At 49.1% G+C, this 25961-nt stretch carries 14 protein-coding genes; 3 read left to right on the plus strand and 11 right to left on the minus strand.

Going from position 1 to position 25961, the window contains the following annotated elements; genetic code table 11:
• Nucleotides 1–24: 24 nt before the first annotated feature.
• The 4 genes from ACSV5M_RS13095 to ACSV5M_RS13110 all read right to left on the minus strand — a co-directional run bounded on the left by ACSV5M_RS13095 (nucleotide 25) and on the right by ACSV5M_RS13110 (nucleotide 6167).
• Entirely contained in the window at nucleotides 25–1116 is a 1092-nt protein-coding gene (locus ACSV5M_RS13095) for a PepSY-associated TM helix domain-containing protein (RefSeq protein ID WP_439176682.1), read from the minus strand.
• A 21-nt stretch (nucleotides 1117–1137) separates the two neighbouring features.
• Nucleotides 1138–3240 carry a TonB-dependent receptor gene (locus tag ACSV5M_RS13100; RefSeq protein ID WP_439176683.1) on the minus strand — a complete coding sequence of 701 codons (2103 nt, stop codon included), beginning with the start codon at nucleotides 3238–3240 and terminating at the stop codon, nucleotides 1138–1140.
• A gap of 132 nt (nucleotides 3241–3372) precedes the next feature.
• A complete protein-coding gene (locus ACSV5M_RS13105) occupies nucleotides 3373–4938 on the minus strand; it encodes a sigma-54-dependent transcriptional regulator (protein WP_439176684.1) in 1566 nt (521 codons plus the stop codon).
• A gap of 14 nt (nucleotides 4939–4952) precedes the next feature.
• The gene (locus ACSV5M_RS13110; protein ID WP_439176685.1) at nucleotides 4953–6167 is read right to left on the minus strand and encodes a sensor histidine kinase; all 1215 of its coding nucleotides are present in this window, start codon (nucleotides 6165–6167) and stop codon (nucleotides 4953–4955) included.
• Between the two features lie 708 nt (nucleotides 6168–6875).
• Here ACSV5M_RS13110 and ACSV5M_RS13115 point away from each other — a divergent pair.
• Nucleotides 6876–7856: an aldo/keto reductase gene (locus ACSV5M_RS13115; RefSeq protein WP_439176686.1), complete on the plus strand. Its 981-nt coding sequence runs from the start codon at nucleotides 6876–6878 to the stop codon at nucleotides 7854–7856.
• Here the strand turns inward: ACSV5M_RS13115 and ACSV5M_RS13120 are convergent, their stop codons facing one another.
• On the minus strand, nucleotides 7857–8135 hold the full coding sequence (locus tag ACSV5M_RS13120; RefSeq protein ID WP_439176687.1) for an ATP-binding protein: 279 nt from the start codon (nucleotides 8133–8135) through the stop codon (nucleotides 7857–7859).
• Nucleotides 8132–9331: an acyltransferase family protein gene (locus ACSV5M_RS13125; RefSeq protein WP_439176688.1), complete on the minus strand. Its 1200-nt coding sequence runs from the start codon at nucleotides 9329–9331 to the stop codon at nucleotides 8132–8134. Before ACSV5M_RS13125 ends, ACSV5M_RS13120 begins: the two co-directional genes overlap by 4 nt.
• Nucleotides 9332–9692: 361 nt before the next feature.
• Between ACSV5M_RS13125 and ACSV5M_RS13130 the strand changes: the two genes are divergently transcribed.
• Nucleotides 9693–10928, plus strand: coding sequence for a multidrug effflux MFS transporter (locus ACSV5M_RS13130; protein WP_439176689.1), 1236 nt, complete (start codon nucleotides 9693–9695; stop codon nucleotides 10926–10928).
• Nucleotides 10929–11145: 217 nt separating this feature from the next.
• Entirely contained in the window at nucleotides 11146–12561 is a 1416-nt protein-coding gene (gene rhlE / locus ACSV5M_RS13135; RefSeq protein WP_439176690.1) for an ATP-dependent RNA helicase RhlE, read from the plus strand.
• Between the two features lie 97 nt (nucleotides 12562–12658).
• Here rhlE and ACSV5M_RS13140 read toward each other — a convergent pair whose 3' ends face one another.
• From ACSV5M_RS13140 to ACSV5M_RS13160, 5 genes are all read right to left on the minus strand, one after another.
• Nucleotides 12659–13429, minus strand: a complete 771-nt coding sequence (locus tag ACSV5M_RS13140) for a hypothetical protein (RefSeq protein ID WP_439176691.1) — start codon at nucleotides 13427–13429, stop codon at nucleotides 12659–12661.
• A gap of 1 nt (nucleotide 13430) precedes the next feature.
• Nucleotides 13431–14588 (minus strand): hypothetical protein, encoded by a 1158-nt coding sequence (locus tag ACSV5M_RS13145; RefSeq protein WP_439176692.1) that lies wholly within the window; start codon nucleotides 14586–14588, stop codon nucleotides 13431–13433.
• A 120-nt stretch (nucleotides 14589–14708) separates the two neighbouring features.
• The gene (locus ACSV5M_RS13150) at nucleotides 14709–23750 is read right to left on the minus strand and encodes a filamentous hemagglutinin N-terminal domain-containing protein (RefSeq protein ID WP_439176693.1); all 9042 of its coding nucleotides are present in this window, start codon (nucleotides 23748–23750) and stop codon (nucleotides 14709–14711) included.
• A gap of 87 nt (nucleotides 23751–23837) precedes the next feature.
• Nucleotides 23838–24359 (minus strand): hypothetical protein, encoded by a 522-nt coding sequence (locus ACSV5M_RS13155; RefSeq protein ID WP_439176694.1) that lies wholly within the window; start codon nucleotides 24357–24359, stop codon nucleotides 23838–23840.
• Complete coding sequence (locus ACSV5M_RS13160; RefSeq protein WP_439176695.1) at nucleotides 24356–25870, minus strand: hypothetical protein; 1515 nt, start codon at nucleotides 25868–25870, stop codon at nucleotides 24356–24358. Before ACSV5M_RS13160 ends, ACSV5M_RS13155 begins: the two co-directional genes overlap by 4 nt.
• Nucleotides 25871–25961 lie beyond the last annotated feature (91 nt).

The raw sequence follows: 25961 nt of genomic DNA on the forward strand, positions 1-25961 counted from the left end.
GATGGAAAAAAGATTAAAAATAAATCAGCGTGTTGATCTCTTTTTGAAGTAGCTGATGCCGCCAGTCAGACTGAGCCAAATCAGCGTTATCCCACCTAAAAACACCAAAAATACATAAACAGCGTTCATGCCATAGGCCGAGTGCAGCGGGTAGAGTTGATTGACTAACCGCCGCGCGGGGCTGACTTCGTCGGAGCGGGCGCTGAGGGTGATGTCGCCGTTAGCGGAATTAATTTTTACTGAGGTCCGGCCGTTGGGGTGCCATTCGTTCGGCAGGCGAAAACGGATGCTGGCATCCGGGGCATTGACGGCGGGTAGGCGTATGTAGGTGGGCCAGCCGTCGGGAATAAATTCATGGGCGGCCAGTAAAAATTGTGACGGAGCCGCGTCTGCTGAGTTTGAAGGTATGACCTGTTCCAGGTGATTCGGCAGTAGGGTGGACGGCGCCGGGGATAGTAATGGACTGACCAGTTTTTGCCATAACATGATCGAGCCTGTGAGCAATATCACCACGAGTATGATCGATGCCAAGGCTCCGCTGTGGCGGTGGTAATGCATCAAATACCGCGCGCTGATGTGTCTGGGAAATACCCAGCGCCAGCGAAAGCTGCGTTTGGTGCGCCACCACAAGATAATTCCGCTGATACACAAAAATAAACCCGCGACCCCGCTGACCAACAAGATTCCCTCCCCGATAACGCCGGTAAATAATTCTGTGTGCAGGATGCGCATGAACGCAAAAATATCAAGCAACCAGAGATTGTGTTGATAGGGTTCGAGGGTGTCTATCGCGAGCAATTGGATTTGCTGTTTGTCGATGCCGGTTAGCGTCCAGTAGGGTTCTTCCGGATTGGGCGCCTTGATTAAATCCCGTTGTGCTGGTGCGATACGTGTGGCAATGACATCCAGTTGTACCGCCATTTGCGTTATGTCGTAGTCTGCGGGTAGTTCAGCCTGTGGCACCATCACGAGGTGAATCAGCGGTTTTTTATACACCAGGATGATGCCACTCGCGGCGGCCAGTAGCAGAAATACCATTACGACTAATCCGCACCACAGGTGCCAGCGCTCGAGCGTGCTGGCACCTTGGGAACGGCGGGAACGGCTGCTGGGCATTATTCGGAACCGGATAGGTTGTTAAAAACTTTTTTGGTAACCGAGATTAAAACTGCGCCCCAGCCCTTTGAAGTTACGGATGTCGTTGGGGCTGCTTTGGGAGTAGTAGGTGAAATAATCTTCATTGGTAAGATTCTGCACCGCAAAGCTGATCGTGCCGCCCCACGCGGCAAGGTCGGTACTCAGGTCAACCGTGGTGTAACCTTCGAACTCATTGATGGTTGTACCGCTGCTGTTTTTTACGGAGCGATCAAACAAATAATTGACTTGCAGGCGTGAGTTGAATGCGTCGGACCAGGCGCGATCCCAGCTGATATTCAAACGATCCGGTGCAATGTTGGTACCGTCCAGATCGGAATCCACGCGACCGTCGTCATCCGAATCATAACGGCCTTCGGCCTGGGCGTAGCGCAGTCCCAACAAATCGAGATCAGTGACGGCCCATTGGGTGCTCAATTCCCAGCCCTCAATCTCAGTTTTCTCACGATTCACGGTGTAAACACCGTCCGCGCCGCGTTGCAAACGTTCACCGAAATCGGATTCCGATGTGTAATAACTCAATTGCGCTTTCACATCGGCACTGGAATATTCAATCCCGAACTCATTGCTCTCGGTGAGGATCGGCGTTAAATCCAGAAAGCTGTCGACGCTCTGGTTGGGTTGATTGATGCCGCGCAATACACGGCCCACATCCGGCATGGAAAAAGCTTCGGCGTAGTTGCCGAATACCCGCCATTCATTGGTTAATTGATAGGTGCTGCCGAGGTTGAATAAGGTTTCGGAAAATTCCGGTTTGCCGCCTTCAACAAATTGACTGCCGTAAGAAGCGAGCGTGGTAAAGTCGTCCACTTCCAGTTTGGATTTTTCATAGCGCACGCCGGTGGTGATCACCAGGTTTTCAATGCCGGTGAATTCTGCCTGCGCGTATGGGGCGTAGTTGAGGTAGCTTGTCTCCGGCACCCAGGCACGATTGGTCTGAATCAGGGCTTGCCAGGTTTTATCCTCCAGCAAATCCATACCGTAAACCAGACTCACCGGCAGGCCGGCGACATCATCTTTGGCGAGGGTAATTTTCATACCCAGTTTTTCAGAATTATTTTGCGACTGGTCAATCAGGTCAGGGCCATAAGCCGGGTCCTGAAAGGTGGCCAACGGGACCGCTTCCGCGCCGTAGGTTGCTTCAAAATCCTGACGAAAACCTTGAATGCGCAAGCTGTGGCCGAGGAAATCATCATTGGTGTAATTAAGGCTGATAGCCGTCACGTTATTGCGCGCGCCCTCGCCTTCAATATCGCCTTTGACAGCGCTGCTGGGGATGCCTTCAGACACATCACCCGGGACGGAAATCCACTCGTTATTACTTTCGATATCGAAGGTATTCACCATCAATTCGATACGCTGATCATCCCAGTTGTAACCGGCTTTGATAAAGCCGTTCAGGGAATCAGAATCCATGGTATCGCCCTGGGTGTTGTCGGCGCCGATGATGTCGCCGTTGGCGTCATAGGCCAGGCCGTTGCTGCGATAGCTCAGGCTGGCCAGTATGTCGGATTGCCCAAAGCTGTTGGAGACACTGTAAGTCACGCCGTAATCGGCACTGTCTCCCAGATCTTCTGTCTGGAACCCGGTGCTCAGCCGGATGCTTTGATCCAGCCCGCTGCCCGGCTTTTTGGTAATCAGGTTGATGATGCCGCCGGAGGCGCCGAGCCCGTGAATCGCATTGGCGCCGTGCAAGACTTCAACCCGCTCCAGCACTGCCGGGTCAATGGTATGGCCATCGCGGCCACCGTCGCGCAAGGGATTGGATTGCGGTACGCCGTCGATCATGTACAGCGGCTTGCGTCCGCGCAGCGTCTCCCCGGCGCTGGTCATCTTCTGGCGACTCGGCGAAAAGCCCGGAATCAAATTGCCCAGCACCGTCGACAAATCATGTTGTACCGACAGTTGTTGCTCCAGTTCCACCTGACCGATAACCGTCACGGTATTCGGGATGGTACTCAAGGGCTTTTCAACGCGGCTGGAGGTAACAATCATCACTTCGGTCGGAAGATCAGCCAGGCTCGGCACAGCCAAAGCCGCGCCACAGAGCAACAGGCACACACCAGAAGATTTGGAATAAGACATGGGGGAAAATCCTTAACCAGGCAGCAGAACTGAGGAAAATTAATGCGACAGAAGGTTACCAGCAACAATAATGATTATCAATATTAAACTCATTACCGCCCACTGCCTTTCTTTCCTCTTCCCCCTTTCCCTCTATTCCGTTATTTCAAAGCCTTCTTCCCGCAGCCGCGCAATTTTGTAACGCAGGGTACGCGCGCTGATGCCGAGACGTTCGGCGGTATTTTTTCGGCTGCCGCGCTCCATACGTAACGCGTTCATGATGATTTCAAACTCGTGGCGTTTCAGGTCATTACCCAACGCCGGGCTTTTGTGCGGGTTGGGATCAATCAACATCAAATGCTGTGGATCAACATTATTCACGTGAAGATGATTCATGGCTGACATACCACCTGACATGCTCGGCTGCCCCACAGGTTCCGCTTGGCGGGCAAAGGGGTTTAACGATGAGGTGTCCTGGTTATAGCTATCCTGGGAGTGTGATTGTGCAGGTCTGCTGAAGGTATCAGCGACTGGGCTGTTCATGGTCGTGTTATACAAACCGGTACTTTCCAATCCCAGGTCCTCGGCCTGAATCGCGGTGCCGATTTGTAAAATCAATGCGCGCTGCATGACGTTATCCAACTCGCGCACATTACCCGGCCACCGGTAACCCAATAGCGCCTGTTGTGCCGATGCCGCTAAACTAACGCGCCCGCGATTTTGTTTTTGTGCGTGTTTGTGCAGGATTTTTTCTGCCAGCGGAATAATATCTTCCACCCGATTCCGCAGCGGTGCCCACTGCAACGGCAGAACACTTAAACGGTAATACAAGTCCTCGCGGAATTTTCCAGCGGCGACTTCGCTGCGCATATCGCGGTTGGAGGTGGCAATAACGCGCACATCCAGTTTGATGGTTTTACGCCCGCCCAAGCGCTCCACTTCACGCTCCTGCAACACGCGTAATAATTTTGCCTGCAAGCCGATATCCATCTCGGAAATTTCATCAAGCAACAATGTGCCGCCATTGGCTTGTTCAAATTTACCCGGCGCACTGCTGTGCGCGCCGGTGTAGGCGCCTTTCTCGTGACCGAACAACATGGCTTCGAGCATATTTTCCGGAATGGCTGCACAGTTAATGGCAATAAAGGGTTGTTTGCTGCGCGGTGAATGATTGTGGATATAACGGGCCAGAACTTCTTTACCGGTGCCGGATTCGCCCACGATCAATACGGTGGAATCTGATTGTGCGACGCGTTGCGCGAGCAGCAATAATTGTTTACTGGACGCGGCCTGGGCCACCGGCTCATCACCGGCAAACTGCGCAACACCCACGTGGCGCGCTACGGTTTCTACCAGGATTTGCGGTGCGAATGGCTTGACCAGGTAATCCACCGCGCCTTGTTTCATCGCTTCAACAGATTCACTGATGCTGGCGTAAGCGGTGATCAACATCATCGGAATTTGCGGATGGTGCTGTTTTACTTCGCGCAATAATTCATGGCCACTCATGCCACCCATGTTGACGTCGGAGACGATCATGCGCACGTCGTCCACACGCGCCAATTGTTGCAGCGCTTCTTCGCCGCTGCTGGCGAGTAACACATCGTAATCCGCCAGTTGCAAGGTATCGCATAACGCCTCGCGCAGGTTGTTATCGTCTTCAACCACCAGGACTTTGATGGCGTCAGCAAAAGTCTGTTGTTGTGCGGCCAGTGCCATGGGGAGATCTCCGATTAATGTAATTCAGCCAAAGGCATAACCAAAGACGCGCAAGTGCCCTGCCCGACTTTGGATTGCAAATAAAATTTTCCGCGATGCGCACGCGCCACCGCATTCACCACCGCCAACCCCAAACCCGTTCCCTGGGCTTTGGTGGTCACAAATAAATCGCCGACAGAACTCAACAAATGTTGCGGAATGCCCGGCCCGGTATCCAGTACGCGAATCAATAATTGCGGCGGCGCGTCGGTTTGCGTGTTGTATAAACTGAATTCAATACGCAACTGCGCTTTTTGATCCACCGCCTGAATCGCGTTATTCACCAGATTTAACAAGGCACCAATCAGCGCTTCGCGGTTACATTGAATGTATTGCTCGCGGCAGTTATTGATCCACTCGCAGTGCGATTCAGACGTCATCAAGGGCACCTCCATCGCCTCCGCCAGCGCCAGATGTAATTCCGACACACTGATCACATCGTTCAGCGGCAATTCGCCTTTCACGAACAACAGCATGTCCTGCACCTGACGCTCGATGTTGTTGAGGCGATTAAAAATCTTTTCTGAAAATTGCTGGCGCCGCTCTTCATCCAGTTTGCCGTTACACAAATGCCCGGCGTACAACATGGCCGCCGACAAGGGCGTGCGAATCTGATGCGCCAACGCGGACATCATCTTGCCCAGCGCGGATAAACGTTCGTGGCGACTTAATTCACCTTGCAAGCGACGGGTTTCGGTTTGGTCGGTCAGCAGAATAATCTGGCCGTCGACGCCCAGGTTGCGCGTGGAGATGCTGATGCGGCGGCCGTCGCGCGTAGAGACTTCATGCCCATCGTCCTGGCGCGGCGCAAAGCTGCGTGCGATGACTTCACGCCACAGTTCACCTTGCAGGGGTTCACCCAGGAGGTCGATGGCGGCGGGATTGCATTCGGATACCCTGCCGGTGGAGTCGAGTACAACGACGCCGCCAGGGAGGAAATTGAGCAGGTTTTCGAGGCGATTGGCGATTTGTTCTTTTTCGGCGAGTTCTTGCAGGCGCTGGTCGGCGACGCTGTTGAGTTCCTGGTTGAGTTCGGCAACGCGGTTTTCGAGCAATTGGTAGGAGTCAACCAGTTCCTGGGACATCTGGTTGAATAGCTCGAAGGCTTTTTTGAGGTCTTGCCCTTGTTCGCCTTTATTTTCTGGCAGCAGGGATACGACCTTGGTTGCAGATTGCACGCCCGGGACCATGGGCCACTCCTCTGTTTTGGATGTCGCGTCAAAAAATGCGCGGGTGGGTTGGGTTATAGAGGGTGTTTGCAAAGGTGGTGCCAAGATAAAAAGTTCTTTTTTTACAATGAGTTATGATGTTGTGCGGAATTTGTAGTCAAAACTTTGGCGAGGTTTTTGGGAGGTAATAAGGGGGCGGGGATTGGGCAGAAGCCCTTGAGACTCGCCGTGAACCCATCCGTGGGGGCTCATCACCGACATCCATGTCGGTGATGGTCTCAAGGGCTTCTGCCCAATCCCCGCTGTGCCATATTCAGCATTTGTGTTCTTTTTAAAAACGAAAACAGGGAAATTCTCTAAATCGGCTTTCAGGAAAATCGCCTTAGATGTTGGAAAGACTGAAAGAGTACAAACTTAAGCGCCCCGGTAGAATTTGATCAAACAACATACCTGCCGATACTTGAAGCCATGAAGGGACGTCCTAAAGGCGCGCTTTTTCCTCAAAAAAAGTTGAATAGCAGCACAATGGTGACGTGAGGAATCAGGTAAAGGGGTGCGAGACCATCACCGACAGGGATGTCGGTGATGAGCCCCCACGGACGGGTTCACGGCGTGTCTCGCACCCCTTTACCTGATTCCGCCCCCCCCAACCAAAACACCAACTTAACACTCATTAACCACCCAAACCTGTAGACTCCCCACCCGAGCGCTAACAAGAGGAGACAAACAATGAACTACAGAAAACTCGGCAAAAGTGGCTACGACGTATCCGAAATCGGCATCGGCTGCTGGCAACTCGGCGGCGACTTTGGTCCGGTGGATGACAATCGCGCAAACCAGATTCTGCGCGCCGCCGATGAAAACCAGATCAACTTCTGGGACACCGCCGACGTCTACGGCGCCGGTTTAAGTGAGCAACGCATCGGCAACTACACCCGTGAAAATCCCGCCGCGCGTTTTATCGCCACCAAAGTCGGCCGCGATGGCCAGCTATTTCCCAATGACTACACCAAAGCCAAAGTAAAAGCGAACCTCGCGGGTTCGGTTAAGCGGCTCGGTGTTGAAGCGCTGGATCTGGCGCAGTTGCATTGTGTGCCTACCGACGTTTTGAAAGCCGGTGATTTACTGGCATGGATGGAGGATTTTCAGCAGGAAGGGTTGATCAAGCATTTCGGCGTCAGTGTGGAAACCATGGACGAAGCGTTGTTTGCCGTTAAGCATCCAAAGCTCACGTCGATTCAAACTATCTTCAATTTATTTCGCCAGGATCAGGCAACCGAACTTTTTCCCATAGCGCAAGAAAATAATGTGGGCATCATCGTGCGTTTGCCACTGGCCAGTGGCGTCTTGTCCGGCAAGATGAAAAAAAGCCAGACCTTCGCCGAAACCGATCATCGCAACTACAACAAAGACGGCGCGGCGTTCAGTGTGGGGGAAACCTTTTCCGGTATTCCATTTACCACAGCGGTTGATTTAGCGGATGAGTTAAAAACAATGGCGCCGCAGGATATGACGCTAGTGCAACTGGCGATGCGTTGGATTCTCGATCACCCCGCTGTGAGCACGGTGATTACCGGTGCGAGCAGGCCGGAACAGGTGAAAGAAAATGTGACGGTCAGCGCGCTATCACCGCTTTCATCCGCGCTGCATGAAGCGCTTAAGCAATTTTATTTCAACAAGGTCAAACAGCATGTGCGTGGGGTAATGTAGTCAACAACAAGGCAATTCAACGCGCACGCAACAACCCGGCGCGTTTGTTTGATTCGTGATAGTAATGCGGCCGTCATGCGCTTCGATAATTTGTCTGCATAGCACAAGCCCAATACCGGTGCCGTGTTTTTTGGTGCTGTAAAACGGGACAAACATATTATCGATGTTGCTGATGCCGCATCCTTCATCGCACAGTGTCAGTTGAAACCGTGGTTCCTTTAAGAACCGGATGTTGCAAAGTCTGCGACGGATAATTGCGGCTGCTTCATACACGTTCATTCGTTAGTTTTTATTATTTTCCGACGCAACCATGTAGCGACAGGCTTCTCCAATACGTAGGTGCTAAAGATACCAAGCACAATAATGCTGATAAGCGCACCCCAAAATTGATTATCCCCCGCATCCGGATTCATCATCACGATGCCCCAACACACCATCATCACCAGGTTTTGCCAGATAAAGATGGAAAAGCCTGTCTCACCCAGGAAGCTCATAATACGACCGGAAAATAGCCGTGCCGCCAGCCCCTTGCCTCGGGCGAGGTCAACAATAATGACCATATACAGCGGCATCATCAGACCGTGACGTAAGAAAAATTTAAACGGCTCCTGAATATCGGGTATACAAGCGATAGCGATTACAGCAACCAATGCCACATCGCCCCAGGCAAACCAGGGAGAACTTCCGTTAGTATTCACGGGATTAAAGCGAGACAATGAAAATACCTTGGTGAGCAATATGCCAGCAACAAAGTGCGCCAGCCAAAAGAGCGGTGTGGAGCCAATAAAGATTTGCCAGAATTGTTGTGGCTCAGCGCCAGGCGGAAAGTAGAACGCATAAATAACCGTAGGCAGCAGAGAAATAACCGGAAGCGCGCACAACCACAAGACAGCTTTGCGGTGTGACAACTTCGCCAGCGGCGGTAAAAGAAACGGCATGACGGCATAGAGAAAAACCAATGCCGAAATTGTCCATGTCGGCCATGACCACATGGGTACAAACTCCGGATACCACGCTTGCACCAAGGTCAGTGTTGCCACCGCACTGGCTACTAGCATGAGAGGACTAACGCCGTTAGCAAGGTGATAACCCGCCGCACCCAATGACAATAAAATCAACACCACATGGATCGGATAAATTCTTGTAGCACGCATCACCCAAAAGGTTTTTCGCGGAACGGTTAACTGACCATCTTTACCCCAATACAAATAAGCCAGAATAAAACCGGATAGTAGAAAGAAGAAACTGGTGGACATCCAACCGTTTGACAGATACGTCAAGAATCCCTTCGGGAGATTCCCCATACCCCGCAGAAGATTCTCAACACCGGGTTCTTTATCCATGTCATAAAGCGTCCACAGGTGGAAGCAAAAAATATGCAGGATCGCGAAGAATCGAATACCGGTTAGCGCCGGCAGATAGGTGTTCACCTGTTGGCTTTGTTGGTCTATCTTGTTGGTGTCGTGTAATTGCATGTTATTCAACCTTGAATGTGTATGGTAAGCGGTGAATCAGTGAATATAAGAGACTGGCAGGTTTTCCCCACAGCAGCGTTATTGTCAATTCGTAACATCTTGATATCTCTGGAAAATGCTTTTTAAGGTTTGATGGAATCCCGTTTATGGGAGAACCAACATCAGTTTTATCCCATATTTGGGAAGGTCCCTCGCTTACGTAAACTCAATGACCCAACATTTTTTCATCAGATCGTCGATTTCAGTGCTTATCAATCGACTAAGGGTTAACACTTACTGACAGCCACTGACGGTCAGTTTGGGTATGATGTCGGCCAGGCTGCGGCCTGTCAGGTAGATTCTTTTATAACGGAAGTTTTATATGTCTGATTACTCCACTCACCCTACCTCGTCCCGTATTTCCGCACGGGAATTTACATTGTTGATCGCGTTGTTGATGTCGATTGTGGCTATCTCTATAGACGCGTTATTACCCGCCCTTGGATTCATCAGCCGGGATATTTCTCTCGCTCACCCTAACCAGGCGCAGTACGTCATCAGCGCATTATTTTTGGGAATGGCGTTAGGCCAGTTAGTGTGTGGCCCGCTGTCTGACGCTACCGGACGCAAAAGGATCCTGTACGCCGGCATCTGTTTGTTTCTGGTGGGTAGCCTGGTCTGCTTCTTTGCGCAGGATATCAACACCCTGTTGCTCGGGCGTTTTATTCAGGGCCTCGGCGTTGCCGGACCCTACGTTTCGGCAATTTCCATTGTGCGCGATAAATATACCGGCAATGAAATGGCTCGCATCATGTCGCTGGTGATGTTGATTTTTATTATGGTCCCCGCACTTGCGCCCAGCCTTGGGCAAGCCGTGTTGCTGGTTAGCTCATGGCGTTATATTTTCGTCCTGTATATTGTGTATGCGACGATTATCGGTTTATGGATTTTTTTCCGTCTCGAAGAAACCTTACCCAAAGAACACCGCATTGCCTTCTCCACCACCGGCTTTTTAGACGGGTTTAAAGAGGTCGTCAGCAACTATCACACCATGTGTTACACCTTGTGCATGGGCCTGTTCTTCGGCAGTTTTATTGGTTACCTCAACTCTTCCCAACAAATTTTCCAGGAGTTGTTTAACACCGGCAAATTATTCACAGTGTACTTCGGTGTGCTTGCACTCTTGTTTGGCGTGGCTTCGCTGGTGAATGCGCGCTTTGTGGAAAAATGGGGAATGGATTACTTGTGCAGTCGCGCCGTACGCGGATTGATTATCAGCTCCGCGATCTTCCTGGCAGTACAAATGCTGATACCCGTTAATTTGTGGATGTTTTTAATTTACGCGGCAGTAGTGTTTTTCTGTTTCGGGCTGGTATTCGGCAACATTAATGCCATGGCAATGGAGCCTATGGGCCATGTTGCCGGTATCGCATCAGCCATCATCGGCGCCAGTTCTTCGATCATGTCCATGATCATCGGCACCGCCATCGGCCAGATGTACAACGGCACCCTGGTGCCGGTGACCAGTGGCTTTTTGATCCTGAGTACGATCTGCCTGTTTATCCTGCACCTGGCCAAATCGCGTAAGCCAGCGGACCCGGAACCAGCGGTGGAATAAGGGATAGGCGACAGGGAGCGTCACCGCCTCGCCCGCAATATAGTGCTGGCGTTTGTGTCAGATTGTGCGTAGTATGCGCGGCTCGACGCACTTCGGTCGGCGTCGCCTCCCTTTTCGCTGCAGCTTGCCATCTTTCAGATCATCTGCCGCGACACTTCCAGCTCTCCCGGACCGTGCCAAATGCTGTTTGGTGGGCAGAGCGACAGGAATAAACCTTATGTCTTTCGAATCCCTCGGCTTACGGGCCGAACTGCTGCGTGCTATTGCTGATGAAGGCTACAGCACCCCGACACCCATTCAATTACAAGCCATTCCTGCCGTATTAAACGGTGGGGACATTCTCGCAGCGGCGCAAACTGGCACCGGCAAAACCGCCGGCTTCACCTTGCCGCTGCTGGAAAAACTCAGCCAAACTACCAAACCCGTTAATGGCCGCCGCCCGGTACGCGCGCTGATCCTCACGCCCACCCGTGAATTGGCGGCGCAAGTATTTGAAAGTGTGCGCACCTACGGCAAATACGTGCCCTTGCGCTCCACGGTTGTATTTGGTGGTGTCTCTATCAATCCGCAGATGATGAAATTGCGCGGCGGCGTGGACATTCTGGTGGCCACACCCGGACGTTTACTGGACCTGGTCCAGCAAAACGCGGTGAAATTAAATGAGCTGGAAGTACTGGTGCTCGATGAAGCGGACCGCATGCTGGACATGGGCTTTATTCACGACATCAAAAAAGTGCTCGCGCTCCTGCCGCAAAAACGCCAGAACCTGTTGTTCTCTGCCACCTTCTCTGACGAGATCAAAGCACTGGCCGACAAGCTGTTGAACCACCCAACCCTGATCGAAGTGGCGCGTCGCAATACCGCTTCTGAACGTGTTACCCAGCGCGTGCATCCGGTGGATCGCCACCGCAAGCGCGAGCTGCTGTCGTTCCTCATCGGCTCCGGTCAGTGGCAACAGGTATTGGTATTTACCCGCACCAAACACGGCGCCAACCGACTGACCGAACAATTAATTGAAGACGGCATCAGCGCCGCCGCGATCCACGGCAATAAAAGCCAGGGTGCGCGCACCAAAGCACTCGAAGATTTTAAACGCAACGCTATTCGCGTTTTAGTAGCCACTGACATCGCCGCCCGCGGTATCGATATTGATCAGTTGCCGCATGTCGTTAACTATGAATTACCCAACGTACCGGAAGACTACGTACACCGCATCGGCCGCACCGGCCGCGCTGAATGTGAAGGCGAAGCCATTTCACTGGTGTGTGTGGACGAACAAAAATTCCTGCGCGATATTGAAAAGCTAATCAAACGGGATATTGAGAAAGTGGTCCTGTCGGGCTTCGAGCCTGATCCAAGTATCAAAGCAGAACCGATCAAGCTGGGCCGCAACATGACAATTGGTCGTGGCAATAGCGGTGGTGGAAACGGTGGCGGCAGAGGTAATAGCAATCGTAACGGCGGAAGCGGAGCGAAGAGCTCTCATGGGCCACGTAAACCAGGATCAGCCAACTCTCAACAAAAACGGGCAACGAACCCAGGTTCTTCTGCTCCCAAGAAACAAGGCACAGACACACCCAAGCGTGCTCACTCAGAGCATCGTGGGAAAGCACCGGCATATGCGAAACGTTAGTTTGGTTTAGTTGATGTATGAAAAGGCCGCTATCATTTTTTGATAGCGGCTTTTTTATTGGTGCGCGGGAAAGTTTAAAATTCTCTGACTTTGCTATTTAAGAATTACACTCTTCGATCAACGATAGAATCTTAGGCGAATATGTCACCCTTATACTAGCGAGTATTTCCATTAAAATATCGCGCTTTAATTTGAGCATTTCAGATTTCGACAAAGTAATAGGGCTGCTCTCGCTGGACAAAATTGAAACTGAATGATCAATGTAGAGAAACAAACTTTCAGTTAACGGAATATAAATAAAATAACCCGGGTCCCGAGCCGCATTTGCTTCATCATCGTCATCATAGGGCGATTTGATCGTTAGCATTGGCCAATTCAAAATGCCAGCAGGGTACAGCTCTATTTCCCCAATGGACAGAGGCATCATATTGGCCTTCATATTTTCCAGCTCAACATCTGTGCCAAGCAATGAAGTGTCTCCCTCAACAGCAATCATGCGAAAGAATTTGAATAACCACTCGACAAACCCCCGCTTGCTGAGAGGATTTATTTCTTCGCGCATGGTTTCAGGCACTTCGATTAAATTAAGCTGGAAGTGCGTAATCGCCACATCGTCTTCTATATCCTGATCTATATACGACCAGGATTTACTAACCAAGTCGAAGATACGAAAACCAAAAGGATGTGTGACCCAGTGATTATCAGGCTTGTCAGGGAGAACTGTTTGATCTTGTGAAGCCAGGTATCCGAGGCCTGTAGAGGCTGGATCTTGTGGAATCACAAGTGAGACTTCAGCTTCGCTAAAAAAGAAATTAACGATATCCGCCTTGCTAAAATCAGGACCTACAACATTGTGTTGAAATTTCATATCACACTCTTTTCAATGCTGCAATGAAAGTTAATGCGGCTTTATCGGGTGTAACTCTAACGCTCTTTGAATGACTAACTTTGTTATTCAAAGCCGCAGCGTTGTTCATTGCTTGTTGATTTTTCCTCACTGGAAGAATATCGGAATTTTCCGTTAGGCTAGCTATCGTAGACTGGTGCGGATCTTCGGCATACCCTTTTACTCGGAGTGCCTTTAAAGCACTGATAATCGATTGCTTCTGTGACTCCATGTATATATTAGTTGCACGGTTAGCTCCGGTGTATGCCACCGGAGCAATCTCATCAATTGTCGGCTTTGAATTTTTAGACGTTAACTTTTGCAATAACGCTGGCGTGTTCGTGAGTGGGTCAATCAAGCGGAATTTATGTCCCGACAAGTTTCCACTGAAGCTATCAAGTGCTCTTGATAAAATCTCAGCCCCACCTTCTTCGGCGATCCACTCAACCTTTTTATCATAGTTAAACTTGATCACGTCATACAGTTTGCAAGCAGCGTCACGAGTTTTTTGTGCAGTCTCCCGAGACTCCCACACACCTAACTCATTAATGCAGTGTCCCGGCGAATAAAACAAAGCTAACTTATCCTTAGCTAAAGCCACTCTGGATCTGGCATTTTCTAAAGCGGCCTGGAAATCTTTACACTGGCCGTTTAAGTAGACCGACTTACCATTCAGATCTGTCTGCTGGCACTTTTTGTATTGATTGGAAAATGCGTTATAGACATAAAGACCCGCTTTATCATTACCTTCTTTGTAATCCAGTTTGAGGTCTCCAATAAAAATCTCTTTTCCACTCTGCCCCATACCGTCCAAAACGGTGTAAAAAACTTTAAGGCCGGGAACCTGAAGCATGTACCGAAAAGCACAGTTCGCATTGGAGTAAACACCAGCGCTTGCTCCATTTATCATACGCAGGTTTTCGATTTGACGAATAATCGTCTGACCCTTGTGAGTCTTAGGATCAACCAAAGCTGCAAAACGAGGAAACAAGTCAATTTTTATTTTTACGGCCTTTCCCGTTTGACCTTTCGTATTATCGGAAAAGTAAACGTAATCTTTCATGGCTTGCTTATTAAGCAAGGTCTTGGAAGGACTAGGGAGGTGAGTGAGACTGCCAAAAGTGGGAGATAGTTTTGTCATGACAGATAGTGTCCTTCTATGATTTATAAAAACCAGCGCCATCTGGCGCTGGCAAAAAAATTCGGGTTCAGTTAGTTACAACGGTTATGATAGCTTAATCCGATGGTAACAAAGAAAGCCTTACTCCTCCTCATCATCAAAATACTGCTGATCGCGCGGCAGCAGAATAGCAATATCGTCGTAGAAATAATTACGCACATTGGTAAATACCGCTGGGTCAACTTCATCCAAGGTTTCTACTTCCACTAACTGTTCGTTGCCCGAGGCAAGCAGGTCAGACAAGCTACCTTGAATAGTGGCCTGGTTATCTACGGTGGTCGGACGGGTATCGAAGCCCCACAGTGGTCCCCAGCTTCGCGCACCACCGATAAATAAATAGTCCTTCACATAGAGAACCAGCATACGATCCGGGCTGCCGATACTGCCAGCTGGAGTGGTGAGCACAGCCGTGCGGGCGACAATGTCCGGGTTTTGGATATTCGGACCGGGATCAATACTGCCCAGCAAATTGCCGTTGGCTACGTTGATTGTGAGCGTTCCGATTTCGTAATTGGCATTTGCTGTGCCTCCCGCCAGGCGGGCATCGGTTTGGCTACGGTCGTACAAGGTACCGGAGGTGTTATCCAAAGTGATATCACCGGCCAGGTTATTCAGCACGACGTCACCATTGGAATGCAGGCGATTGATTGTCACGGATTTGCCATTTTCCAGATCAACTAACCCGGTGTTATTACTTAGTGACAATTCGCTGACCATAGTCTCTAAACGGTTATCTGCACCGATGCCCGTTATAGCGTCGGCAACCAATCGATTAGCAGTTACATTGGTATTGTTACCGTTGTTGTCAGTGATAGCACCACGGGTTGCCGCGAGCGTAACCGTACCGGTTTCAGCGATAAATGAGGTTGCCACAATGGATGAACCCGTATAGCTAATATTGCCACGATTGGCCGTCGCAACCGCATTAGAGTTCATAGTGATATCGCCTGCCGCGATCAAGGACAAATCACCTTCTTGCACGACCAGCTGACCCTGCTGTTGAATGCCGCCGTTACGCGACTGAAGCGAGACGCCGGTTGCTCCCGTGACAGTGTTTGCAAGATTAATACTACCCTCACCAATTAAATTGACGGCTCCACTGGAACGAATTACATCATTGAATTGCGTATTACCACCCACATCAAGATTCACATCGCCAGCAGCATTGATCGTACGTGCGATAAAATCACCGCCGGTGTTCACATTAATATCACCTACGGTGGTTGTAAGTTGCGCACCATTGTTCATGGTGAATTGCCTGGCGTTGATAGTGATATTGCCCGTTTCGCTCAGCAAATTACTTTGCTGAGTCACCAGGCCCTCGCTGTTGATCGACATGTTCGCTGTCGTTGTAATCGCTGTGCCTAACAAAACTTCTTCTGCGGCATTAATATTTAATGTATTCACATTAACGTTATTTAACGAGATGCCCTGCGCAGTCAAATTAACAGTGCCAGTAGCATTAGCGCCCTCTATGGACAATCCACTGCTATCACGGACATCTGCTGAGCTTGCTGCATTTATTCGCACAGAATTAAAATTATTGTTCACATTGGTTAGCGTCAAATTATTAGCTGTGGTGAATTGCGCGAGACTGCTCACCACCAGAGCGCCTGTACCAGTAATTGTACCGTTAGAATCGACAGTTAAATTTTGCGCTTGTATGTTAGCCAGGTTGGTTGCCGATGCATTACGCAATTCAACCAACCCATTAGAAGCAAAGGAAAGATTGCCGGTCAGTTGATTATTACCTGACAATAAAATATCACCGCCGGTGGTGTTAACAATAAAATCGCGCGAGAAAATCAGTGGTGTACTGCTCGTGAGGTTTCCGCCCAAGCGCAGGTCAACCAGGCTGCTGGAGCTCAACTCTGCCACATCAAGTGCATTCTGCTCCTGCAAATAAACACCACCAGTGGCCGCAGTAACGAATAAACTATTTACATTGGTAATTAAACGATTGTCTGCACTACCGACTTGCGCCGTGCCATCAAGCCGCAAGCTATTGGCATTAATCAAACCCGACGCATTGGCCGTCACCCTGGCATTTCGTAACGTCAAGGTATTAGCAACGTTGACGGTACCTTCAAGATTAATTTGATCCGCGCTGGATGCGGCGATGGTCAGATTATTTTTATTGGTGTAATTAATCTCCGTCAGGCCATTCAGCCGGTAGCGGTTATTTGTCAACGTGAAGATATCATCCGCTGATGTTCCGTTTACCATCAGCAACGCTGCCCGAAGGTTATCGTTAATCTGCCCTACCTGCTCGAAAGAAACCGTGTAATTGTTGCCCGCCGCATCGGTATAAATGAGTTCACCACCTACATCGGTGGTATTGTGTAGAGCGTTGTAATTTTCATTACCGCCGGTAACAATTAACTGATCAACGCCGTCGCCACCATTAAAGTTAATGCCGCCCACAGCCCCAGCACCGATGGTTGCTGTCAGTGTATCTTCCCCGGCATCACCGAAGATTCCACCCTGTACCGTGCCACCACCGACGGAGAAAATATCGTTATCCCCACCACCACGAATTGAACCGGTTAATGTGCCTTCGTTGATATTAAAAGTATCGCGCCTTGACCCACCTTGCAGATTGGCAAAACCGATAAACACAATGCCTGGCGCATCCGGATCGCCGATGGTAATTTGATTGACGCCCGCACGCAGATTCCAGATATTGGCGACATCGCCACCATACAAGGTACTGGTAGTGTCATTGCCTATATATTCTTCAATGCGGATAAAGCCCGAACCAGCGCCACTGACGTCAGCAAGCCGTACATCCGCATCTACTGCCTGGCTTTTATCGACGGAATCGCCATTAATATGCGCGCCTCCATCAACAGTGCCATCCAGACTACCGCTACCGATAAAACTGAACCTGTCATCCAGGGCGCCGCCTACCACATTGTGGAAGTTAGTGAACTCAAGACCCACTTCGGTATCGGTGCGATTCAGTGTGCCCGTATTGGGTCCGGATATTTGCCAGAGATTCTCCCGGTTGCTGGCAAATAGCGTATTGGTAGCGTTTTGATTGGCCGCAACCTCTTCGATACCAACAATATTAGTACGGCCAGTTATTGCGGAATCTCCGCTTTCCAACACCTGTACGACGCTATCATCGGTCCGAGCGACCAAATCCAGTACATCAACACCCGTGCCGTTACCACCATTAATCACGCCTGTGATACTCGCATTGTTGTTAGCGAATACAAAAACATCAGTCAAGGCGCCGCCCATTAAATTGGCGAAGCCTGAAAAACGAAAAGCGTTGTTCAGGATCCCCTGGTTTTGACCCTCAATGCTCCAGTTATTCGCGCGAGAACTGAGCGCAATCAATGTATGGCTGGCATTGCTGTTAGCATCTGCTTGTTCGATATTAACCGCGTTAATGTCAGCCTCTGTCGTCGCATCAAGTGCGACACTGAGATTATTACTGGCATTGGTTAAATCAATAATATCGCCGGCAACGTGAGTTCCTCCGTCAAGCAAGGCAACGGAACCATTATTATAAAAGCGGAAGGTATCATCACCAGCACCGCCAATTAGCGTGCCGGCAAAATTGGTGTTAATAATAAATTCATCTGCCGCCGTACCGCCTTGCAGAATCTCCATACCCAGGAATTCATTAACATAATTAGCACCGCCATTTATAGCAAGGTCGCGATCATTGATATTCCATAGGTTATTCGCGTTGCGCCCGACGAGGGTATCCTCGCCAAGTTGACCATCAAGGATAGCAACACGACCAGCTGTACCTAATTCAAATCGATCATTACCCTCTCCGCCCCGGATAGAGGAAAGTTCGGCATTGATCTCAAATATATCCTGCCCTGAGCCACCCTGGAGGTGCTGAATATTTGAAGAAGCTGTCAAATACTCATCAAGGCCCGCCTCGATACTCACCCCATTAACAGCATCTATTGTCCAAACATTGCTTGCGTTGCGCCCGGTGATGGAATTATTCGTTCCACCGCCACCATTGACGCTGCCCGTTATACTACCTGGATTTTCCGATGCGAAATTGAAATGATCCTCGCCAGAACCGCCCACCAAGCTGTGAAAATTAACAAACTCCACATTAAGATTCGCGTTGATGATTAGACCGTCGTTGACGCCGTTGGCTACCGTGCCGCCTGCATCAAAGTCAGTTATGTTCCAGGTGTTGTTGCCTGAGGCGATGATTAATCGCGTACCTTCATAATCATTTCCCACTACGCGCTGAATGTTGGTGAGATGAATACTGGCATCGCCGCCACTGCTACCGAAACCGACTTGATGCGCACGGGCTGCACCGCTGATGTCTACACGGTTAGAACCATCTCCACCATTGATTGAGCCGGTGATGGTGCTGTTGCCTGAGAAGTTAAAAATATCGTTGCCATCGCCGCCGATGAGGTGGGCGAAGTTGGTGAAATCAATACTACGAGTCGTTCCGTTATTCACATACCTGATACGACCTTCATTATCTGTATCAGTTGTGCCGGCAATGTTTTGGATAAACCAATCTATAACCATATTGGCTGTAGAGTTTACGGTTAAGGTACCGCCGTCGGCACTCTCACTTCGAATAATTTCCGCATTAATAACACCATTGAAAATTCCGCCAATATCGGCAGAAAAATTAAGCGTAACTTCATTATCAACTAAGACTGTGTCATTACCATCACCGGCATTAATTGAATGATCAGTTGAATAATTATCGACATCACTGAACGTGTCATCCAGATCACCGCCAACAATATCCTCAATAGAAGAAAATGAAACGCGCTCATTCAAGGTGCCGCTAGCCGCGCCAGTAAAGCGCCACTGGTTACTGGCATTGGGGCCGGCAAGCGTGTCATTCTCCGTATCAACATCCCCGCCATTTATTTGAACATTCCCTGAAGGCATGGTAGTCACAATGAATTCATCATCGCCCGCCTCGCCGAATAAATTGCCCGTTAATTGGATAGCATTGAGATTAAAAATATCATTGCCGCCACCACCATAGATACCATTAGCAATGTTGTGATTAATGTTGAATGTGTCTGCTTCATTGCCGCCACGGATTTGTTCAATTCCGCTAAACCTTAACGTTCCACCAGAAGTGCCTGTAATATTGCCTGCGTTTTGCTCAGTGATAGTCCACGTGCCGGGCAAGTTAAAGCCGTACAGGGTGTCGCTGCCACCGTTACCGCTAATATTGATATCGGAAGTGAAAAAAGAAGCATGTTGAAGTCGAATGTTGCCGCTGTCCTGAAGCCTCACGTTAATTGTAGCTTGTGCTTGCGATGTGCCGCCGTTTACACCAGCGCCACCTTCGGCAATTAAATCTCCGGAAAGAACGATTTCTCTTGAACCGGAGCCTTGTGATAACAGTTCGATGGTGCCAGCAAGACCACCATCAAAAACGGTATCAGGTAGAGCGGATTGGGCGTCCCCACCTGACGTATCAATTGTTCCTACATTCAGTCTTGTCGCGTTTAACAGAACTCGCCCGCCGGCACCTCCAGCAGAATCGGTTCCTGCTCGACCACTAGTATCTATATTTTCTACGGTAATGTATCCATCAGCATAAAGCTCGACACCACCACCGTTTTGATTTTCCAATACTGTGCCGGCTAATTGCACGATGTTGTCAGCATTAATATATAAGCTATTGTTGCCAGTACCAGTTAATGTGATATTGCCAAGATTTATATTATTACGATCTTCAATATTTGCGGATTGGGCTGACGAAATTGTCAGCGTATTGAAATCATTCTGTTGATTATTAAGCGTGATAACAGCTCCCTGCAAGGATGTTAGACCCGAGACTTCCAATGCATTACCTGCCTGCGTTATATTGCCGCCTGCGTTCACTGTCAGGTTATTACTAAAGCTGAAGTTCCGTCCATCCTGTCCCAGTGTGATGGCATTAGAATCTCTCAAAGATACATTTCGTGCACGCGTAACCAATACGTTATTGAAGTTATTACTTGCACTATCCAGTGTAATGTCACTCGCCGCACCAGCGGATAATTCAGTTAACCCACTTACACGGAGAGATTGCAAAGCAGTCGGATTCGTAATGGCACCCGCCGCATTGACGATCAAAGAGCCAAGTGTTCCGCTGGATTCCAATGCAATATCATTTACATCTCTTACACTGACAGCCCCGGTTGTGGAGAATACCACGCTCGAAAAATCATTACCGTTTGAGTTTAACTCTACATTTTGGGAGCCTGCATTGAATCTTGCCTCGCCTCCAACAATAATATCTCCCACACTTCTGATACCGCTTGAGGCAGTCAATGTCAATGCGCCCGTAATATTCGAATCATCAAGCTCAAAAACTTCTCCGCTACCATCTCTCAGCGTGACGGTACCTGCTGACTCTATGCTAACAGCTTCACCAAATTGATTATTCGCGTTGTTCAACGTAATGTTGGCAACACCAGAATTCAGAGTGGTGCTTCCATTAATCGTTAATTGCGCAGAGCCTTGAATTGTTCCCCCACTAGTGATATCGAGATTACCACAATAGCTACCTCCACAACTCTCCCCGGATTCCGTAATCAATCCACCTAAGGTGACACTGTCAGACATATTCAGAATGATGTGTCCGCCTGTTGTACTGCTACTATTAACAGTTTCTTTACCGTAATCGGTATTAATTAGCCCATCAGCGCTATTAAAGATTTTTCCTTCGGCTTCAAAATTTCCACCCGCAGTATATATATCGGCATTAATATCAATAAGTCCTTGGCTTCCATCAGCAGTCCCTGCTGTCAGCTCAATATTCAACGTGTCGTAGTAAGACTGACCGCCCTGAGCGTCCGATGCATCGAAAATTCTTTGGTTAATTGTAATATTGTTTCCGGCCGACAGGGATAACAAGGGGGCACCATTCTGATAGTTATTCGAGTGGCGAACAGAGCTATCGAAGTTGAATTCACGATCCAGAATAATATTGTTGCCCGCTTGGACTATCACATCGCTTGTGTTGCTGTTTGGATTCCCAGTGGCACTATCTGATCGAAGTTGTCCGAGTCTGGCATCCCCGGTTACATCTATACTGATACTTCCGTAGCCGCTATTAGAGAATGTATCTATAACTCCAAAGAGCGAACCGTCGAATGCGCTGTAAAAATTCGCTGGGGCGACACCATTTCCTACAGTAAAGCTACCGCCATTGGTTGTAACACTGCCGTATATTTGTACATCACCGCCCGCACCAATGCTGTTAATGAGTACATCGCCGCCGTTGGTATTTATAGATGGTGTACTCAGTGAACCACCGAGATTAAAATTGAGACTGGTAGCGGTGAAGTTACCACCATTTGTAGCAACGACGGAATCACCAGAGATATTGATATCTCTACCAGCATTGAAAACAAGATTGAGTCGGTTGTTGCCACTAGCCCTTATATCAAAGCCTTCGGTTTTAATATCTCGATGAGCAATTAATTCCAATGTTCGTGTGTTATTACCAGATCCGAAAACAGCATCAGTGGCGAAAATAATATCTCCGCCATCGACGCCATCAGCGTCACCGGTTTGAATGATGACATCGCCAGACTGCAGGGCGTCAAGAATTTCTCCCCAACCGATCTCAGCATTAGCTCCTGATGATATGTAAGGCGAGCTATCATTGACCTCATTAAGCTCAAACCCTGGGGTAATTGTTAAACTATAGGGGTCGATTAACCACTTCCCACCTACACCTTTTCCAGAAGATATATCCGGGGCAGAAGTAATCGCAAAACCCTTCAATCCCGATGTTTCAATAAAACCGCCGTTACCTCCATAGACACCACCATGAACAGATAAACGGCCGTGAATTCTTGCCGTGTCGCTGGCAAAGGTAATCAGTCGACCACCATCACCATTCAGTATGCCATCTGCGGCAACACTCACATCGCTGTCTAAAAATATAAACTCAGCATTCCTGACTAACGGATTAGCGCCCGTTTTATCACCGCCTATCAGTATCTCACCGCCGCCATTAGCGCCCGATGCGCTCACGCTGGACTGGTCAAAAATACCCACTTTATTACCCAGGATTTTGATATCGCCACCGCGCCCCTGAATAACGGATTGAGCGGAAACAGCTCCCTGTTCTCTTATTTCGGTTTTATTTACACCATGCAACTCAATGCTGCCACCATTTCCGTTCTTTGAGTCTGCGGTAACGCTACCGGAATGAGTGACGTTTTCTCCTATGGCGACGATACGCCCGGCGTTACCCGTTTCAGTTGAAACGCTAAGCGCACCCGTATTGATCACATCAGCGCCTGCACCCAGCGTAAAACTTCCGTCCTGATGCATAACCACACTTCTGGCTTCTCCTACTCCATCGGAGTTGACCGCCTGCGAAAAAATATCCTGACTGACGCTGGCGGTTAACAAAATCCGGCCACCTTCGGCATTAATCTCACCGCTATTAACAACGGCAGCGTCTATACCCAATTCATCCTGCAATATGGCCTTGCTGATTTTCACCCCAACCAGCCCATCAGGCTCAAAAGTCACCACAGCCTCTTTGCCCGCAGCCAGATTTACGGAACCCAGTTTTGCTGATATCAGGCCCTCATTGTTAACCTGCTGGCCCGCCAAAGTAACTGAACCGCCCGTAGCGGCATTAATAATACCGGCGTTAATGACTTTGCCTTCTGTGCCGTCAACCGCAGACAATGTGAATTCCCCATTCATAAAATCGTCGGGATTTATCTGTAATCCACTCGCAATCATACCGCCCACATTAATGCGGGAATTTTCTCCAAAGAAGACGCCATTGGGGTTAACTAGGATAATCTGTCCATTCGATTCAATTTGACCGTGGATTTCAGACCCGGAATGACTGAGGATTCGATTCAATGCGATTGAAGATACACCCGGCTGATGGAATTCAACGCGCTCGTTCACACCGACATTAAAACTTTGCCAATCAACGGCCATACGATCTGTGTGTTGTTCAATTCGTGTATTTAGGCCCGATTGGTTAATAGCACCTCGCCCTCCAACAATTTTTCCGCCTTCCGGCCCCGCTATCACCTGCGCTGATGCGATCAACTGCGATGCAGCGGCAATTGCCAGATAAAGAGATTTACGGCTTCTGAGTAAATTAGCAGGGCAGGAAGTAGGGTTTTTCATAGTATTGGTCAGGGTTAGTGAAATTTAAGTTGTTAACGTTGGAACTTTATTTTTAAACAAGTGAATGCACATTCATCATGGGGCGGCTTACAATCTTCCTGCTTCATATTGGCTTGCAATCTCTTTCAGAAAGCCCATCAAACCATCCCGAAACAACCATGGATCAGATAGCGCTAACGTTTGCAATGATCGGGAAGAAATATAGCTATACCGGCTGCCGTTGGTAATATCGTAGCCAGGATGATCGCAACCCGCATAAACCACCCTCATAACATGCAGTTCTTCTCCATCAACTATATCTTCATAACTGATCTTATCGGCAGGCAAACCGCCTTCTTCTGGAGATTTAAAGAACCTCTGCTCAATAACATCGATAAACCATCGGACACCACTCAGGGGCATTTCAAATTGGTCGGCAATCAATTTTGTTTCTCCTGGACGACGGGAACTGGTCAGCGGATATGTATGAAATTTCTCTTCGTATACCAAAAGATGATTATCTTCTCGTATAAAATATGCGTCATACTCACTCTGCGGCTTATCAAATTTCTTCAATAATTGCTGGCGAGCAAGAGGTTGCCGGGGGTTGTACAGCGTAAATTGCTTCATAATATTTTCCTTAATGGTTTCGCGGCAATACGTTTTGCACTGTTACTGTTTTCCAGCGCGCTTAACGTCTGAGGGTTTTTATCGTAGGTGAAGGTTTCCATCACCCCGCATTGCTGTTTATTAGGTAGCAGGTTTTCCGTGGTGCCATCTCCCCTGAAGCATTCGTTGGCACCCAGCTTTCGATGAATATTGGTTCGCGTTTCAAATTGGTCTTTATCTTTATCGGATGTGAAAACGCCGTCGGCATAATCTCGAATATCTTTATCGTTCTTAATATCCAACTTATCAGCGCTGAACTGTGCCATATGCTCCGCATACACCTTATTATATTCTGGTGTCATGACCTCGTTAACCCGTTCAGGATCAAGTCCTTTAACCTCCTTATTCGCAAATTCTCCTAACTTTTTATGCGTTGGTACAATGCTTATACTTTGCCCCGCACCGGCAGCCTGGATATCCACAACCACCAACGAATAGGTTTTGGCAGGATCATAATTGGGAATGCCCAGTACCGCACAAATGGTCTGAGGATCAGTATCGGCATTTTCTAGTTGATTAAAAGTTGTAGACCAGAACTTGACGCTGCCATCGGCATCTTGCCGCCCCAGATAGGCCGTATCTCCGGCATATTTCGATTCGGTAAAACGCACAATAAAGCGGTCATCCAGCTCGCCTTTATCTGCCAGTGCTAACAGTTCTTGATCGGTGTATTTAGGCTGATAGCCCTGACTCTTGAGTCGCTCCCTTGCTGCCGCCAAACGCTGCTCACACTCCTCCAGTGATTGCGCGGGTTGATTGGCTTGCGCAACGGCGACTAGTGGCGATGCAACTTTGGTGTCAGGCGGTACATAGCCGGGTTCCGCGTGAGGCCCCAGACTAACTGGCTGTGCGGCGTGAGCAACGTCTTCTCTTTGAATTTCCTTAGGTTTGGCCGGAGAGCTGGACGGTGTAACACTGACCATCAAGGTGCCATTCATCAGTGCCAGTACAAGACGTTGGTGCGCACTCAAACGGCTGGGAGGTTGATCTTTAAGGCACGATAACAGCGTGTTTATCTGTTTTTCATCCAACGCTGCCATTTTCAAAAAACCTTCGGCTTCCCTGGTCGAGTTGAACGCACGTCGGTGGGTTATGTTCATGACAAGCGGTGCATTTTGTGAGAGAAACATATAACCCACCCCCGTCTTTTTATCTGTCACGGTACAAGAGGCTAATTGCTTTATCTCCTCCGGTCCCGGCACTTCATAAGCGTTAATCCTGCCACTGTGCAACAGTTCCGCTACCAACTCCTCGCCTGTTTGCTGCACATGGCGCAAATCAATGTGGGATTGTGTGTGTAACAGCTCTCTCCAATAGCTACTGGATACATCCAGTTGCTGGACAAATGACTTCGCGCGACCATACACATCGACACGTCGCGTATTCCAACCCGATACGATCCCGTGGCTTGGGATTTCAATAAAGTAATATCGGTTGAATGCGCCCTTGAAAATACGTTGATGAAAAAACATAAACCATCCTTAAATTACATATTTCCTTGAGGTAAAACGACAACTAAACCACTCGGACACTGACATAGGGTTTTATAGTGCGAACAGAATG

This window comes from Cellvibrio sp. ARAG 10.3 (assembly GCF_051846955.1).
Taxonomy (GTDB): Bacteria; Pseudomonadota; Gammaproteobacteria; order Pseudomonadales; family Cellvibrionaceae; genus Cellvibrio.